Source organism: Novosphingobium sp. G106, from assembly GCF_019075875.1.
Taxonomy (GTDB): Bacteria; Pseudomonadota; Alphaproteobacteria; order Sphingomonadales; family Sphingomonadaceae; genus Novosphingobium.
In genome coordinates, this window is sequence record NZ_JAHOOZ010000001.1 from 4,131,968 (window position 1) to 4,147,438 (window position 15,471).

General features: G+C 65.7%; 14 protein-coding genes and 1 pseudogene. 13 read left to right on the forward strand and 2 right to left on the reverse strand.

Going from position 1 to position 15,471, the window contains the following annotated elements:
* Positions 1-109: 109 nt before the first annotated feature.
* From rpmI to KRR38_RS19715, 7 genes and pseudogenes are all read left to right on the forward strand, one after another.
* A complete protein-coding gene (rpmI, locus tag KRR38_RS19685; protein ID WP_217404741.1) occupies positions 110-313 on the forward strand; it encodes a 50S ribosomal protein L35 in 204 nt (67 codons plus the stop codon).
* Positions 314-331: 18 nt separating this feature from the next.
* Positions 332-688 carry a 50S ribosomal protein L20 gene (gene rplT / locus KRR38_RS19690; RefSeq protein ID WP_217404743.1) on the forward strand — a complete coding sequence of 119 codons (357 nt, stop codon included), beginning with the start codon at positions 332-334 and terminating at the stop codon, positions 686-688.
* A 224-nt stretch (positions 689-912) separates the two neighbouring features.
* Positions 913-1,719, forward strand: coding sequence for an AraC family transcriptional regulator (locus KRR38_RS19695; protein ID WP_217404745.1), 807 nt, complete (start codon positions 913-915; stop codon positions 1,717-1,719).
* Positions 1,720-1,802: 83 nt separating this feature from the next.
* The gene (pheS, locus tag KRR38_RS19700; RefSeq protein WP_217404747.1) at positions 1,803-2,885 is read left to right on the forward strand and encodes a phenylalanine--tRNA ligase subunit alpha; all 1,083 of its coding nucleotides are present in this window, start codon (positions 1,803-1,805) and stop codon (positions 2,883-2,885) included.
* 13 nt (positions 2,886-2,898) lie between these two features.
* Positions 2,899-5,325: a phenylalanine--tRNA ligase subunit beta gene (pheT, locus tag KRR38_RS19705; protein ID WP_217404749.1), complete on the forward strand. Its 2,427-nt coding sequence runs from the start codon at positions 2,899-2,901 to the stop codon at positions 5,323-5,325.
* Between the two features lie 44 nt (positions 5,326-5,369).
* Positions 5,370-6,255, forward strand: a pseudogene (locus tag KRR38_RS19710) (aldose 1-epimerase family protein).
* Positions 6,256-6,393: 138 nt separating this feature from the next.
* Positions 6,394-7,932 (forward strand): peptide chain release factor 3, encoded by a 1,539-nt coding sequence (locus KRR38_RS19715; protein ID WP_217404751.1) that lies wholly within the window; start codon positions 6,394-6,396, stop codon positions 7,930-7,932.
* Positions 7,933-8,028: 96 nt separating this feature from the next.
* Here the strand turns inward: KRR38_RS19715 and KRR38_RS19720 are convergent, their stop codons facing one another.
* Positions 8,029-8,739 carry a sulfotransferase family protein gene (locus KRR38_RS19720; RefSeq protein WP_217404753.1) on the reverse strand — a complete coding sequence of 237 codons (711 nt, stop codon included), beginning with the start codon at positions 8,737-8,739 and terminating at the stop codon, positions 8,029-8,031.
* 38 nt (positions 8,740-8,777) lie between these two features.
* Between KRR38_RS19720 and KRR38_RS19725 the strand changes: the two genes are divergently transcribed.
* The 3 genes from KRR38_RS19725 (at position 8,778) to KRR38_RS19735 (ending at position 11,510) form a co-directional block, all read left to right on the forward strand.
* Positions 8,778-9,482, forward strand: a complete 705-nt coding sequence (locus tag KRR38_RS19725; protein ID WP_217404755.1) for an endonuclease/exonuclease/phosphatase family protein — start codon at positions 8,778-8,780, stop codon at positions 9,480-9,482.
* Between the two features lie 150 nt (positions 9,483-9,632).
* A complete protein-coding gene (locus KRR38_RS19730) occupies positions 9,633-9,971 on the forward strand; it encodes a P-II family nitrogen regulator (RefSeq protein WP_217404757.1) in 339 nt (112 codons plus the stop codon).
* Between the two features lie 42 nt (positions 9,972-10,013).
* Positions 10,014-11,510, forward strand: coding sequence for an ammonium transporter (locus tag KRR38_RS19735; protein ID WP_254514884.1), 1,497 nt, complete (start codon positions 10,014-10,016; stop codon positions 11,508-11,510).
* Positions 11,511-11,664: 154 nt separating this feature from the next.
* On the opposite strand, the gene KRR38_RS19740 is transcribed toward KRR38_RS19735, so the two are convergent.
* Positions 11,665-12,096: a TIGR01244 family sulfur transferase gene (locus tag KRR38_RS19740; RefSeq protein ID WP_217404759.1), complete on the reverse strand. Its 432-nt coding sequence runs from the start codon at positions 12,094-12,096 to the stop codon at positions 11,665-11,667.
* A gap of 307 nt (positions 12,097-12,403) precedes the next feature.
* Here KRR38_RS19740 and KRR38_RS37210 point away from each other — a divergent pair, with 307 nt between their 5' ends.
* The 3 genes from KRR38_RS37210 to argF all read left to right on the forward strand — a co-directional run bounded on the left by KRR38_RS37210 (position 12,404) and on the right by argF (position 15,467).
* A complete protein-coding gene (locus KRR38_RS37210) occupies positions 12,404-13,165 on the forward strand; it encodes a cold-shock protein (RefSeq protein ID WP_217404762.1) in 762 nt (253 codons plus the stop codon).
* 185 nt (positions 13,166-13,350) lie between these two features.
* Entirely contained in the window at positions 13,351-14,544 is a 1,194-nt protein-coding gene (locus KRR38_RS19750; RefSeq protein ID WP_217404764.1) for an aspartate aminotransferase family protein, read from the forward strand.
* Positions 14,541-15,467, forward strand: a complete 927-nt coding sequence (gene argF, locus KRR38_RS19755) for an ornithine carbamoyltransferase (RefSeq protein ID WP_217404766.1) — start codon at positions 14,541-14,543, stop codon at positions 15,465-15,467. Before KRR38_RS19750 ends, argF begins: the two co-directional genes overlap by 4 nt.
* Positions 15,468-15,471: the final 4 nt, after the last annotated feature.

Consider the following 15,471-nt stretch of genomic DNA (forward strand, 5'->3'; position numbering starts at 1 on the left):
CGCATCCCTGACTATGGGCGCCCGCTTCACGACACGGATTCAAGCCACCGGCCTGGCTCAAAGGGCTGCCACGGCTGGTTGGAACGTGTCCCTGAACGAGGAGACGAAAATGCCCAAGCTCAAGACCAAGAGCGGTGTGAAGAAGCGCTTCAAGCTCACCGCGACCGGCAAGATCAAGCACGGCGCCGTCGGCAAGCGTCACCGCCTGATCAGCCACAATGCCAAGTACATCCGCCAGCATCGCCGTACCGACACGATTTCCGACGCCGACGCGAAGGTGATCAAGAAGTGGGCGCCCTACGGGCTCGGCTGAAACTAGGAGTACTGATCAATGGCACGTGTCAAAAGGGGTGTCACCACCCGCGCCAAGCACAAGAACATTCTCGAGCAGGCCAAGGGTTACCGCGGCCGCCGCAAGAATACGATCCGCGTCGCCCGCCAGGCCGTCGAAAAGGCCGGGCAGTATGCCTATCGCGACCGCAAGGTTAAGAAGCGGAGCTTCCGCGCCCTGTGGATCCAGCGCATCAACGCTGCGGTTCGCGCCGAGGGCCTGACCTATTCGCAGTTCATCCACGGCACCAAGCTGGCCGGGATCGAGCTCGACCGGAAGGCCATGGCCGATCTGGCGATGAACGAAGGTGGCATCTTCACCGCCATCATCGCGCAGGCCAAGGCGGCGCTCGCCTAAGCTCTTTCCCTTAGGGTTAAAAATCAAAAGGCGCAGACTCTTAACGAGTCTGCGCCTTTTTGTTGCGCTGCAGCATAATTGCCATTAGGGCCGCGCCCGAACGAGTGGTATCGTTCCAGTACGGGGGTCGCTTACCGTGCAATCGGCTTGTAACGTTCAAGTGAAGTTTCTGTCGCCGCCGGAGGCTCTTCGGCGTTACTTCACGTCGTTTTACTTTGCAGAAATTGCGCCTGCACCTGGCAGAATCGGCCGTAGACCTACTCCAGCCCGAATGGTCAAACCTCCGCTTCTTCTCGGGTGCCTTCCCTACAGCCCACGCGCGTGACGGCACTTCGGTCGCCGGAACGCCATTCTGCGTTACCGGGCCCAGCAGCCAGGCCGTGCACTTCGCCGTGGGCCCGACCCGCCTTTGGGGAGTCGGCTTCCTGCCGCTGGGCTGGGCCAAGTTCGTCCGGGGCGAGGCAGCTGATCTGGCCAATGCCGTGGCCGACGGTAACACTCACGATGCCTTCGCCTCGTTTCGCCCGCTGGCTGAGACGCTGTTCGGCGAGGAGCCCGACATCGAGGCCGAGCACGCCCGAATCGCCGAACATTTCCTGGCCCGCGCCCACGAACCGCTGGCCGACGAAGACCGCATCGTCGCGATCCACCAGGCGCTGATCGATCCCGAAGTCCACACCGTCGGCGCGCTGGTCGATCGTATCGGCGGCACGCCGCGCACGATCGAGCGCGTCTGCCGCCGCGCCTTCGGCTTCGCGCCCAAGCTGCTGCTGCGCCGCCAGCGCTTCATGCGGAGCCTGGCGCAGTTCATGCTCGACCCGAAAATCCGCTGGTCGGGGGCGATGGACGGGCACTATCACGACCAGGCGCAGTTCGTCCGCGACTTCCGTTCCTTCATGGGCATGACCCCCAGCAAATATGCGGCGATGGACAAGCCGATCCTCGCGGCCGTGATGCGCGAACGCGCGCGGATCTCCGGCGCCGCCGTGCAGACGCTCGACGGACCGAAGGGCGGAGCGGTCATCGGCTAGTCTTCGTAGCCAGGTCCGATTGCGATTCGACGCGCTGCCGCTTAAGGAGCGCCCCTGATTTCAACTATCGGGTGATTTCTCCAGTGGACTACGCGGCAACCGGGCAGGAGGCGCTTTCGCGGATCGCGGCAGCGCAAGACCTAGACACGCTCGAGGGGCTGCGGGTCGAGTTTCTCGGCAAGCAGGGCTCGATCTCGGGACTGCTGAAGACGCTGGGGGGCATGAACCCCGACGAGCGCCAGAGCGAAGGCCCGAAGATCCACGCGCTGCGCGAGAGCGTCACCGAGGCGCTGTCGGGACGCAAGGCCGGCCTCGAAGGCGCTGCGCTCGAAGCGCGCCTAGCCGCCGAGCGCATCGACCTTTCGCTGCCCGCGCCCGACATGCCGCGCGGTTCGGTCCATCCGGTCAGCCAGGTCATGGACGAGATGGCCGAGATCTTCGCCGACATGGGCTTCGCTGTCGCCACCGGCCCCGAGATCGAGGACGACTGGCACAACTTCACCGCGCTCAACATGCCCGAGAGCCATCCGGCGCGCGCGATGCATGATACCTTCTACTTCCCGGACAAGAATGCCGACGGCCGCGAGATGCTGCTGCGCACGCATACCTCACCCGTGCAGATCCGCACGATGCTGGAGCGTGGCGCGCCGCTGCGCGTCATCGCGCCGGGCCGCGTCTATCGCTCGGACAGCGACGCGACCCACACGCCGATGTTCCACCAGATCGAAGGCCTGGTGATCGACAAGGGCATCCACCTCGGCCACCTCAAGTGGACGCTGGAGACCTTCCTCAAGGCCTATTTCGAGCGCGAGGACATCGTCCTGCGCCTGCGCCCGAGCTATTTCCCCTTCACCGAACCTTCGGTCGAAGTCGACGTCGGCTTCACCCTCGTCAACGGCAAGCGCGTGCTCGGCGGGCAGGAAGGCTGGATGGAACTGCTCGGTAGCGGCATGGTCAACCGCAAGGTGATAGCCGCGGGCGGTCTCGATCCGGACGTCTGGCAGGGCTTCGCCTTCGGCGTTGGCGTCGATCGCCTGGCGATGCTCAAATACGGCATGGACGACCTGCGCGCCTTCTTCGACGGCGATGTCCGCTGGCTCGCGCATTACGGCTTCGCTCCGCTCGACGTCCCGACATTGTCGGGCGGCGTGGGCACGGCAGCTTAAGAGGAGCGACCACATGAAATTCTCGCTCTCCTGGCTCAAGGACCACCTCGACACGTCCGCGACGGTCGATCAGATCGCCGACAAGCTCAACGCGATCGGCCTCGAAGTAGAAGGCATCGAGAACCCGGCCGAGAAGCTCGCCGGCTTCACTGTGGCGAAAGTGCTGAACGCCGAGCGCCACCCCGATGCTGACAAGCTGCAGGTACTCACCGTGGACCGCGGCGACGGCCAGCCGCTCCAGGTCGTCTGCGGCGCGCCCAATGCGCGGTCAGGCCTCGTCGGGGTGCTCGGCCTGCCGGGCGCGGTGGTGCCGGCCAATGGCATGGTGCTGAAAGTCGCGGCGGTGCGCGGCGTCGAATCGAACGGCATGATGTGCTCGACGCGCGAGCTCGAACTCGGCGAGGACCACGACGGCATCATCGAACTGCCCGCGGACGCGCCGATCGGCACGAGCTTTGCCGACTACCACGGCGCCGATCCGGTGTTCGACATCGCCATCACGCCCAACCGGCCCGACTGCATGGGCGTCTACGGCATCGCCCGCGATCTCGCAGCGGCGGGGCTGGGCACGCTGAAGCCGGTCCCGGTGGCCCCCGTCGCCGGCACTTTCGCTTCGCCGGTCGAAATCCGCACCGACGATGCCGAAGGATGCCCCGCGTTCTACGGCCGCACGATCGTTGGCGTGACCAATGGCGCTTCGCCCGACTGGATGCAGGCGCGGCTCAAGAGCGCCGGCCAGCGGCCGATCTCGGCGCTGGTCGACATCACCAACTACCTGATGCTGACCTACGGGCGCCCGGCGCACGCCTATGATCGCGCCAAGCTGACCGGCGCCGTCGTCGCGCGCCGCGCCAAGGACGGCGAGGGCGTGACCGCGCTCAACGGCAAGCACTACTTGCTCGACCATTCGATGACCGTGATCGCTGACGACGCAGGCGTCCACGACATCGCCGGCATCATGGGCGGCGAGCATTCGGGCTGCTCCGAGGATACGCGCGACGTGCTGCTCGAGATCGCCTATTTCGATCCGACCCGGATCGCCGCCACCGGCCGGACGCTGAACCTCACCTCGGAAGCGCGCAGCCGTTTCGAGCGCGGCATCGACCCGCAGTTCCTCGACGCCGGGCTCGACCTGCTGACCGGGCTGATCCTCGATATCTGCGGAGGCCAGGCTTCAGAAGTCATCCGCGCGGGAACGCCGCCCTCGGGCGCCAAGGTCGTGCACTACGAGCCCGCGCTGGCCGAGAAGCTCGGCGGCGTCGCGGTTCCGCCGGCGCAGCAGCGAACGATCCTGGAAAGCCTGGGCTTCGGCGTGGTCGCGGTGGAGAGCCAGACCGGCGAGCAATGGAGCGTCACCGCTCCGGGCTGGCGCCCCGACGTCGACGGCGCGCCCGACATCGTCGAGGAAGTCATCCGCATCCACGGCCTCGACAAGGTCGAAAGCGTCGCCCTGCCCCGCGCGGACGGCGTCGCCCGGCCGACCACAACGCCCGCGCAGAAGCTCGAACGCCGCCTGCGCCGTGCCGCGGCAGCGCGCGGGAGCCACGAGGCCGTGACGTGGTCGTTCCTGCCCGAGGCGGACGCCGATGCCTTCGCCGACGGCGCCAACGATTCTGGGGGCGGCGTCTGGACGCTGGCCAATCCGATCAGCGAGGACATGAAGGCCATGCGTCCCTCGCTGCTGCCTGGCCTGCTTGCCGCGGTGCGCCGCAACCTCGACCGCGGGGCCACGGGTCTGCGCCTGTTCGAGATCGGCCGCCGTTATCTGCGCGGTGAAGGCGGAGCCAGCGACGAGCGCCTGTCGCTCGCTGTGATCCTTGCCGGCGAGAAGACCCCGCGCGGCTGGGCCACGGGCAGACCAGCGAGCTTCGACGCCTTCGACGCCAAGGCCGAGGCTCTGGCACTGCTCGCCGAAGCCGGTGCTCCGGTCGACAACCTGCAGGTCATGGGCGAGGCTGGACCACAGTTCCATCCGGGCCAGTCGGGCACGCTGCGGCTCGGACCCAAGACCGTGCTCGCACGCTTCGGCATGCTGCACCCTGCCGTGGCCAAGCAATTCGACATCGACGCGTCGGTCGCGGTGGCCGAGCTGTTCCTCGACGCGATCCCCGGCAAGCGCGGCGCGGCGACTTTCGCCCGCGCGCATTACGCGCCGCCGGCGCTGCAGGCGGTGACGCGCGATTTCGCTTTCCTTGTTCCCGCCGATCTTCCCGCTGGCGATCTCGTCCGCACGATCAAAGGCGCCGACAAGGCGAACATCGTCGCCGCCCGTCTGTTCGACGACTTCCGCGGCCAGGGCGTGCCCGAGGGTCAGAAGTCGCTGGCGATCGAGGTCACGCTCCAGCCGGGCGAGAAGACCTACGCCGAAGCCGATCTCAAGGCGATCGCCGAGAAAGTCACCGCGGCGGCGGCAAAGCTCGGGGCAACGCTCAGAGGCTGATCGAGGATTGAATCGGGCGCGGCTTGCGGCATGATGCGCGGGCCATGCCTGATCTCATCTCGATCGCCTCGGGCGACCTCACCGCCCGGATCAACCCGTTCGGCGCCGAACTCTGGTCGCTGACCGACGGCGAGGGCCGCGAGTATATGACCGACGCCGATCCGGCGTTCTGGACCGGCCATGCGCCGCTGCTGTTCCCGATCGTCGGCGCGCTGAATGGGGGGGGAATATCGGCTCGGCGGCGAGACTTACGCGTTGCCCAAGCATGGTTTCGCACGCACCAGCCTGTTCACGTTGATCGAGCATGACGCCGATTCAGCGCGCTTCCGGCTGACCGACAGTGCGGAAACTCGCGCAGTATATCCTTTCGCTTTCGCGCTCGACGTGGTTTTCGAACTCGACGGCCCGACTCTCCACATAACCGCGACGGTGGAAAATCGCGGCGCAGAAGAATTGCCTTTCAGTTTCGGTTTTCACCCTGCCTTCGCCTGGCCGCTACCCGGAGGAGCGGTCAAGGCCGATCACCGCGTGACCTTTGCTGAACCTGAACCTCAGTCGATCCGCCGCATCGACCCATCGAGCGGCCTCGTCCTGCCTAATACCCAGCCAAGCCCACTTGTCGGGCACGAACTGTGGCCGACCGCAGATCTGTTCGAGCCCGACGCGCTGATCTGGGATGAACTATCCAGTTGGCATTTGACTTGGGGTGCACCGGGCGGATCGCTGTTGAATATCGCGTTTCCCGACACCCCGATGCTCGGTATCTGGCAGAAACCGGGAGCCCACTACCTGTGCATCGAGCCGTGGCAGGGTATTGCTGATCCGCAGGGTTACGCCGGCGACTTCTACGAAAAGCCGGGAGTGGTGATATTAAATCCAGGCACTTCAGAAGGATTTCGTATGTTTATCACCGTTCAATCAGCCTCCTAGTCCGTCCGTCCTGAGCTTGTCGAAGGACCGTTTTCATTCGCGCAGCTCGGGAGAAAAGGGCAGCCCTTCGACAAGCTCAGGGTGAATGGAGCGGGTGTTGGTGGACGTAACCGTCCGCCCGCGCTAACCGCGCGGCCCATGAGTTCCAATCCCCCCCGTTCTAACCGGCGTACCTTCGCCATCATCTCGCATCCCGACGCCGGTAAGACGACGCTGACCGAGAAGCTGCTGCTGCAGGGCGGCGCGATCCATCTTGCCGGCGAGGTCAAGGCGCGTGGGCAGGCGCGGCGGGCGCGGTCGGACTGGATGAAGATCGAGCAGCAGCGCGGCATCTCGGTGACCAGCTCGGTGATGACCTTCGAGCGACAGGGCGTGACCTTCAACCTGCTCGACACGCCGGGCCACGAGGATTTTTCCGAAGACACCTATCGCACCTTAACCGCCGTGGACTCGGCGATCATGGTGATCGACGCGGCGAAAGGCATCGAGCCGCAAACCCGAAAACTGTTCGAAGTCTGCCGAATGCGTTCGGTGCCGATCATCACTTTCATAAACAAGGTCGATCGCGAGGGCCGCTCGCCGTTCGACCTGATGGACGAAGTGGCCGACGCGCTCGCGCTCGACGTCTGCCCGATGGGCTGGCCGGTGGGCATGGGCGGCGTGTTCCAGGGCGTGCTCGACATCACCACGGGCAAGGTCAGCCGACCCGAAGGCGACAGCCGCGAATTCCTCGGCAAGATCGACGATTCGCCCGAACTGCCACCCGAGATCGCCGACGAGGTCGAACTGGCCCAGGGCGGCTATCCCGAGTTCGACATCGAGGCCTATCGCCACGGCGACCTGACGCCGGTCTATTTCGGCTCGGCGCTCAAGAACTTCGGCGTGGCCGAACTGATCGAGGCGATCGCGAACTTCGCGCCACCGCCACGCCCGCAGCCTAGCGAGCAGGGCGTAATCCAGCCGGACGACAAGGAAGTCACCGGCTTCATCTTCAAGGTCCAGGCCAACATGGACCCGCAGCACCGCGACCGCATCGCCTTCATGCGGCTGGTCTCGGGCACCTTCAAAAGGGGCATGAAGTTGACGCCCTCGGGCCTCGGCAAGCCGATCGCGGTCCATTCGCCGATCCTGTTCTTCGCGCAGGACCGCGAGATCGCCGACAGCGCCGAGCCGGGCGACATCATCGGCATCCCCAACCACGGCACCTTGCGCGTCGGCGATACCCTGTCCGAGCAGAACAAGGTGCGCTTCACCGGCCTGCCCAACTTCGCGCCTGAGATCCTGCGCCGCGTCGCGCTGAAGGACCCGACCAAGACCAAGCAACTCCGCAAAGCGCTCGACGATTTGTCCGAAGAGGGCGTGATCCAGGTGTTCTATCCGGAGATCGGCGCGCAGTGGATCGTTGGTGTCGTCGGTCAGCTCCAGCTCGAAGTGCTGATCAGCCGGCTCGAAGCCGAATACAAGGTCGAGGCGATGCTCGAACCCGCGCCGTTCGATACCGCGCGCTGGCTCAAGGGTTCGGACGCGGCGCTCAAGGGCTTCACCGATTTCAACAAGTCGAACCTCGCCAAGGACCGCGATGGCGATCCGGTGTTCATGGCGCGCTCGGCCTGGGACGTTTCCTACCAGCAGGAACGCAATCCGGAGCTGACTTTCAGCGCGACAAAGGAACGCTAGCGGGCGGCCTTCGACAAGCTCAGGCCGAGCGGGGTCGGGCTAAAAACAACATCCGCTCATGCTGAGCTTGTCGAAGCACAGGCCCAGCCGTCGACCTCAGATTCCCGCTACGGCGCGCGCCTTTTCCGTATGCTGCCAGAACTCCTCGCGCGAATTGGTGCGCGGGAACGGCTCCGGCGGCGCCGGTACGCCCAGGAAGGCACAGAGCGGCTCCCAGCCGTCGCTTGCTTCGAACTCGAGCAGGCGCGACGCCGGGATCGTCCGGCGAACGCCTTCGACGTGGCGCTCGAACGCGGCGATGACGTTGTCCCGGCTGAAGTCGTGACCGAAGGTATTCTGCGATATGATCACCCCGCCGAAATACATCGGATGGTCTTCCGGCACCTTGTCGCCCGGCCCCAACCCCATCAGTTGCATCGACTTCAGGATCGTCTCGCTCATGGACTCGTACCAGCGCTCGGGATCGCGCTTCGACAGGATAATCTTGGCATCGGGATAGCGGTTGGCGAGCTCGGCGTAGAAGTGGCAGCCCGGCCAATCGACGGTGGCATTGTAGCCAGCGAAGATCTCGTCCCATTCGACCGCCTCCCCGCGCGCCACACGGTTCCAGTACGGCACCTGCGTCGCCGGATTGCCGAACACTTCGACCATGTGGTGGCACGGTCCGAATCCCAGCATTTCCAGCGCGGTCTTGAGCGTGAGCGTCCCCGTCCGGCCGAGGCCCGCACCGATCACCTTGAGCGCCATGGCCCACCCCCTTGCTGCCTCCGCGGGAACGCGGTCGGCCTTGGCGGATTGTGTAGCCATTGCCGCCAGGGAGCAAGGGGCCTAGCCTGAAGCCGACCGTGGAACTCACTTTCGCCAGCTACAACATCCACAAGGCCGTGGGTCTCGACCGTCGGCGCGATCCGGACCGCATCCTTGCGATCCTGAACGAGACCGGCGCCGACGTGATCGCGCTGCAGGAGGCGGACCGGCGTTTCGGCCGGCGGGAGAGCGTCCTGCCGCTCGCGGCTATCGAGAGCCACACGCCCTATCGCGCGGTGCACCTGGGAATGCGACCCGATAGCATCGGCTGGCATGGCAATGCCCTGTTGGTTCGGCGCACCATCGAGGTGACCGAAGCCTGCGCGGTGCCGCTGCCCACGCTCGAGCCGCGCGGCGCGATCCGCGCCGACCTTGTGGTGGAAGGGCGCCGCCTTCGCGTCGTGGGCATGCACCTCGACCTCTCCGGCCTCCGCCGGCGGCAGCAGGTGCGCTCGATCCTCTCCCATGTCACGGATTGCGAGAACCCGGTCCCAAGCGTGCTGATGGGCGATTTCAACGAATGGGCGCGGCACGGCGGCTGCTTCCACGAGATCCCGCGCGATTGGCAGGTCCTCGCCCCTGGGCGCAGCTTCCCCTCGCGCCGGCCGGTGGCCCAGCTCGACCGTATCGTGGTCTCGGACGAATGGCGCGCCATCGCTACGGGGGTCCACCACAGCGCCCTTGCTGCGCGTGGATCTGACCATCTGCCCGTCTGGGCAAGACTTGTGCTGCCTAAAATTTAGGCAACTGCCCACGATTCAGGCGCAGCCCGTGGCGCGTTCTTACAAGAGCGGGCGCGCGCGCCCTGGATTCTTTACGAATCCTTAAATTGGCACACCCCTTGCAGTGACTCCCCCTGCCGGCGATCGGCCGGTGGCTAGCAGGGGATAGGCATGAAATTCATCATCGCCATCATCAAGCCGTTCAAGCTCGACGAGGTGCGTGAAGCTCTCGGCGCCATCGGCGTCGCGGGGATGACCGTCTCCGAGGTCAAGGGATTTGGACGGCAGAAGGGGCAAACCGAAATCTACCGGGGGGCCGAATATTCGACCAACATGCTTCCCAAGGTGAAGATCGAGGTCGCCGCGCCAGACAGCCTAGCAGATCAGATCGTCGAGACGATTCAGCAGACGGCCAGCACCGAAGCCATCGGTGACGGCAAGATCTTCGTTCTCGACCTCGCATCCGCCGTGCGCATCCGCACCGGCGAGTCTGGAGACACCGCGCTGTGACGAGCGCGTCCGACCCATCTTTCAACAGGGGGGGATTCCACCATGATCCGCAAAATGATTTGCGGTGCTGGCGCGCTGGGCACTTCGCTCTTCGTCGCCACCACCGCCTGGGCGCAGGAGGCCGCGGCAAGTGCCGCTGCCGCCATCGCCACTGCTGCGCCTACGCCTGAAGCCACCGCATCCGCCACCGCCGCCGCGACGACCCTGATCAAGGCGCCAACGGTCGCGCAGATGGCCACCATGGTCAACAAGGGCGACACCGCCTGGATGCTCGTCTCGGCCGCACTCGTCCTGATGATGAGCGTTCCGGCCCTGGCGCTGTTCTACGGCGGCCTGGTCCGCACCAAGAACATGCTCAGCGTGCTGATGCAGGTCTTCATGATCGTCTCGATCGCCGGCCTTGTCTGGTGCTGCTGGGGCTATTCGATGGCCTTCACCGGCGGCTCGACGCCGTTCGTCGGCGGCTTCTCGAAGGTGTTCCTGGCGGGCGTCTCGGGCTCGACCTATGCCGCGACGTTCTCGAACAACGTCTATCTGCCCGAGCTCGTCTTCGTCGTCTTCCAGATGACCTTCGCGATGATCACCCCGGCGCTCATCGTCGGCGCCTTCGCCGAGCGCGTGAAGTTCACGCCGCTGATGATCTTCATGGTCCTGTGGCTGACGCTGATCTACTTCCCGATCGCGCACATGGTCTGGTACTGGGCCGGCCCGGACTTCCTGCCCGACGCCCCGACCGACTACGGCTATCTCTGGGGCATGGGCGCGCTGGACTTCGCCGGCGGCACCGTGGTTCACATCAACGCCGGTATCGCAGGCCTCGTCGGCTGCCTCATGATCGGCAAGCGCATCGGCTTCGGCAAGGAAGCCACGCCGCCGCACTCGCTGACCATGACCATGATCGGCGCCTCTCTGCTGTGGGTGGGCTGGTTCGGCTTCAACGCCGGTTCCAACCTTGAAGCCAACGGCGTGACCGCGGTCGCCTTCATCAACACCATGGTCGCCACCTGCGCCGCAGCGGTGTCCTGGGCGATCATCGAGCAGCTGCACCACGGCAAGCCCTCGATGCTGGGCGGTGCCACCGGTGCCGTCGCCGGCCTGGTCGCGATCACTCCGGCTTCGGGCTTCGCCGCGCCGATGACCTCGATCGTCCTCGGCCTCGTCGTCTCGCCGATCTGCTACTTCTTCGTCAGCGTCGTGAAGAACAAGTTCAAGTACGACGACACGCTCGATGTCTTCGGCGTGCACTGCATCGGCGGTATCATCGGCGCCATCGGCACGGCCATCGTCGCCGACCCGGCCCTCGGCGGCCAGGGCTTCTTCGACTACACGAAGTTCCCCGCCGTAGCCGGCACCTACGACATGGGCGCGCAGCTGATCACCCAGATCAAGGCTGTGCTGCTCACGCTGGTCTGGTCGGGTGTCGGTTCGGCGATCCTGTACTTCATCGTCGACAAGATCTTCGGCCTGCGTCCCACCGAGGAGTCCGAGCGCGAAGGCCTCGACATAACGGAGCACGGGGAGCGCGCCTACAACTACTGAGTCAATTCAAGTTTGGCGGGGGACGGGTTTTCCTCCTCTCCTCCCACTCGGACCCCGCCATCCGTTGTTCCTCCTGCGAACAGCAAACTAAAGGGCCGGAGCCAGCCGCTCCGGCCCTTCTTTTTTGTCCGCGCCGGATGGAGGGAAGTAGGGGTCAGCTCTTGCCGCTGGCCAGCACGTCGCACAGCGCGCGCACCGGCGAAATGTCATAGCCCGCCTGCGCCGCCTGGCCGGCCAGCGCGTCGGGATTGGCGCCGCGGCTCGCTTCGGCCAGCGACCACAGCAGAGTCGACCGCGTGCCCGAGCGGCAATAGGCAAGCACCGGCCCGCCTGCATTTTCCAGCGCCTCGGCCATCGCCGTGACCTGGGCCTGGCTGAAACCGGCATGGGTCACCGGGATCGCGACATAGTTCAGGCCCGCGGCCCTGGCCGCCGCCTCGATCTCCGCGCCCGGCGTCTGGTCGTCGCTTTCGCCCTCGGGGCGGTTGTTGATGATCAGCGTGACGCCCTGCGCCGCGGCCGCCGCAATGTCCGCGAGGTCGATCTGGGGGCTGGCGAGGACGGAATCGGAAAGCTTGCGGAACATCGGGCCATCTCCATCGCCGGATGAAAGTCGGGCGGCCTGCCTCTCTGCCAAGCCGTGACAGGGCTGGCAAGTCGGCCGCGGCGGCAAGCCGGGGCGCTTCCGAGACGAGTCACCAAAAGGGCACAAAATCCAATGCATTCATGCGGCAGACATGATTCCGTTCGCCATTCGGCCGAATCTCGTATATGCCGCAACCTGCAGAGGAGAGCCCGCGCTTGCAGCGTGGAAGTTGGCCCTGTCGCTTGGCGCGATTCGTCCGCGTGGCCAAGCTCGTTGGAAGGGGCGAAGCGAAGGTATACTCCGGTTTATGGGTTTCGATAGAGGTCGTCGCGGAAGGGGACGCGACAAACGGGACGGTTTCGGCGAAGAAGGCTTTGATCCCTTCGCAGGCGGCGGCGGCGACAGGTTCGGCGGTGGCGGCGATAGGTTCGGCGGCGGCGGTGGCGATCGCTTCGGCGGTGGCGGCGGACGCGGCGGCTTTGGCGGTGGCGCCGGTGGCGGCGGCGGACGCTTCGGCGGCGGCGGTGGTGGCGGCTTCGGCGGCCCCCGCGGCGGTGGCGGCGGCGGTGGCGGCATGCCCGCCCAGGTCGTTGGCCAGGGCAAAGGCGTCGTGAAATTCTTCAACTCGAACAAGGGCTTCGGCTTCATCCAGCGCGATGAAGGCGGCGAAGACGTGTTCGTGCACATCAGCGCGGTCGAGCGCGCCGGGCTGGAAGGCCTGGCCGAGGGCCAGCAGCTGGAATTCACGCTGGTCGATCGTGGCGGCAAGATCTCGGCGAGCGACCTCGTGGTCGTCGGCGACGTCATCCCCGTCGAGAAGCGCGAAGCCGCGCCGCAGCGCTCGCTCACCGGCGAGAAGGCTACGGGCACGGTCAAGTTCTTCAACTCGATGAAGGGCTTCGGCTTCATCACCCGCGACGACGGCCAGCCGGATGCCTTCGTGCATATCAGCGCGGTCGAACGTTCGGGCATGTCGGGCCTGAACGAGGGCGACCGGCTCGAATTCGATATCGAGGTCGACCGACGAGGGAAGTACTCGGCGGTCAACCTGGTGCCGCGTCAGGGTTGATCCCGTCCGCACCGCCCCTGGTGTTTGACCCGGGGCTCGCGACAGCATAAACGCGCGCAAATGGCGGCCCCCAAGAGTCTACGGACTCGGGGGGCCGCCATTTGTCGTTTGCGTTTCCCGAAGCATCGCAAAAGCCGCGATGCGACGATCAGACTTTCGATTTCGGAATGCAGAGGAAATTGACGATGTCCATCACCCCGCTCATGCCCGTCTATGGTCGGTGCGAGTTCCGGCCGGTGCGCGGCGATCACTGCCACCTGATCGGCGAGGATGGCCGCCGTTATCTCGATTTTGCCGCGGGCATCGCGGTCAATGCGCTCGGCCACTCGCACGCCGGCCTGATCGGCGCGATCCAGCGCCAGGCGGGCGAGCTGATGCACGTCTCCAACCTCTACGGCAGCCCGCAGGGCGAGCGCCTGGCCCAGCGGCTGGTCGACCTGACTTTCGCCGACACCGTGTTCTTCACCAATTCGGGCGCAGAAGCCGTGGAATGCGCGATCAAGACCGCGCGTTCCTACCACCAGCACGGCGGCAACGAGCACAAGTTCGAGCTGATCACCTTCAACCAGGCCTTCCACGGACGGACCCTGGCAACGATCAGCGCCTCCAGCCAGGAGAAGATGCACAAGGGCTTCCTGCCGCTGATGCCGGGGTTCAAATACGTCGAGTTCGACGATCTCGACGCGGTGAAAGCGGCGATCGGACCCAATACGGCAGGCTTCCTGGTCGAGCCGATCCAGGGCGAAGGCGGCATCCGCACCGCGTCCGACACCTTCATGAAGGGCCTGCGCGCGTTGGCGGACGAGCACGACCTGATGCTCGTACTCGACGAGGTCCAGTGCGGCTATGGTCGCAGCGGCACCTTCTTCGCCTACGAACAGTACGGCATAACGCCCGATATCGTCGCTTCGGCCAAAGGCATCGGCGGCGGCTTCCCGCTCGGCGCCTGCCTCGCCACCGAGAAGGCGGCGCGCGGCATGGTCGTGGGCGCGCATGGCTCGACCTACGGCGGCAACCCGCTGGCCATGGCCGCGGGCGAAGCGGTGCTAGATGCCTTCACCGCCGAGGAAGTGCTCGCCAATGTCCGCGACAAGAGCGCCAAGATCGTTGGCCGCCTCGAGCAGTTCATCGGCAACTATCCCGAACTGTTCGAGGAAGTCCGCGGCCGCGGGCTGCTGCTCGGCATCAAGCTCAAGGTCGAGCCGCGCGGCTTCGTCGCCCATCTGCGCGACAACCACCAACTGCTGACCGTCTCCGGCGGCGACAACACGCTGCGCGTCGTTCCCCCGCTTGTCATTGACGACAGCCATATCGACGAATTCATGGACAAGCTTTCGGCCGGCGCCGCGAGCTATCCGATGGAGCCTGCAGGAAAATGACCCGGCATTTCATCGACCTCACCGACGCGGGCGGCGATGCCGTCGCTGCGATGCTCAATGACGCGCTCGACCGGAAGGAAGCGCGCAAATCCTGGACCAAGGGCAGGCCCGACGCCGATGTGCCGATGGCCGGCCATGTCCTCGCGATGATCTTCGAGAAGAACTCGACGCGCACGCGCGTCTCGTTCGACATGGCGATGCGCCAGCTCGGCGGCAGCGCGATCGTCATGGACGCCGGCACCACGCAGATCGGCCGCGGCGAGAGCATCGCCGACACCGCGCGCGTGCTCAGCCGCATGGTCGATGCGATCATGATCCGCACCGACGATCACGCCAAGATCGAGGAACTCGCGCACTATGCCAGCGTTCCGGTGATCAATGGCCTTACCGACCTTTCGCATCCCTGCCAGATCATGGCCGACCTGCTGACGATCATCGAGCGCGGCTATGCCCTGCCCGGCCTCCAGCTGGCCTGGCTGGGCGACGGCAACAACGTTCTGAATTCCCTGATCGAAGCCGCGGGCCTGATGAAGTTCACGGTGCGCGTCGGTGGTCCGGCGGGCTACGAGCCCGATGCCGGCTTCGTCGAGCGCGCGCGTGCCGCGGGCGGCGAGGTGATCTTCACCCAGGACCCGCGCGAGGCCGTGGCCGGCGCGCAGGTCGTCGTCACCGACACCTGGGTCTCGATGGGTCAGGCCGGCGGCGACGTGCATATCGCCGCGATGCAGCCCTATCAGGTCAATGCCGCGCTGATGGCCGCAGCTGCCAAGGACGCGATCTTCATGCACTGCCTGCCCGCGCACCGCGGCGAGGAAGTGACCGACGAGGTCATCGACAGTTCCAGCTCGGTGGTATGGGACGAAGCCGAGAATCGCATCCACGCGCAGAAGTCGGTGCTGCGCTGGACGCTCGGCCAGCTGTGAAGCA

What these genes read in the sequence shown, in the direction of transcription:
- rpmI (WP_217404741.1), top strand. Translation starts at nt 110, where the DNA reads ATGCCCAAGCTCAAGACCAAGAGCGGTGTGAAGAAGCGCTTCAAGCTC.
- rplT (WP_217404743.1), top strand. Translation starts at nt 332, where the DNA reads ATGGCACGTGTCAAAAGGGGTGTCACCACCCGCGCCAAGCACAAGAAC.
- pheT (WP_217404749.1), top strand. Translation starts at nt 2,899, where the DNA reads ATGAAATTCTCGCTCTCCTGGCTCAAGGACCACCTCGACACGTCCGCG.
- KRR38_RS19715 (WP_217404751.1), top strand. Translation starts at nt 6,394, where the DNA reads ATGAGTTCCAATCCCCCCCGTTCTAACCGGCGTACCTTCGCCATCATC.
- KRR38_RS19720 (WP_217404753.1), bottom strand. Translation starts at nt 8,739, where the DNA reads ATGGCTACACAATCCGCCAAGGCCGACCGCGTTCCCGCGGAGGCAGCA.
- KRR38_RS19730 (WP_217404757.1), top strand. Translation starts at nt 9,633, where the DNA reads ATGAAATTCATCATCGCCATCATCAAGCCGTTCAAGCTCGACGAGGTG.
- KRR38_RS19735 (WP_254514884.1), top strand. Translation starts at nt 10,014, where the DNA reads ATGATCCGCAAAATGATTTGCGGTGCTGGCGCGCTGGGCACTTCGCTC.
- KRR38_RS19740 (WP_217404759.1), bottom strand. Translation starts at nt 12,096, where the DNA reads ATGTTCCGCAAGCTTTCCGATTCCGTCCTCGCCAGCCCCCAGATCGAC.
- KRR38_RS37210 (WP_217404762.1), top strand. Translation starts at nt 12,404, where the DNA reads ATGGGTTTCGATAGAGGTCGTCGCGGAAGGGGACGCGACAAACGGGAC.
- KRR38_RS19750 (WP_217404764.1), top strand. Translation starts at nt 13,351, where the DNA reads ATGTCCATCACCCCGCTCATGCCCGTCTATGGTCGGTGCGAGTTCCGG.
- argF (WP_217404766.1), top strand. Translation starts at nt 14,541, where the DNA reads ATGACCCGGCATTTCATCGACCTCACCGACGCGGGCGGCGATGCCGTC.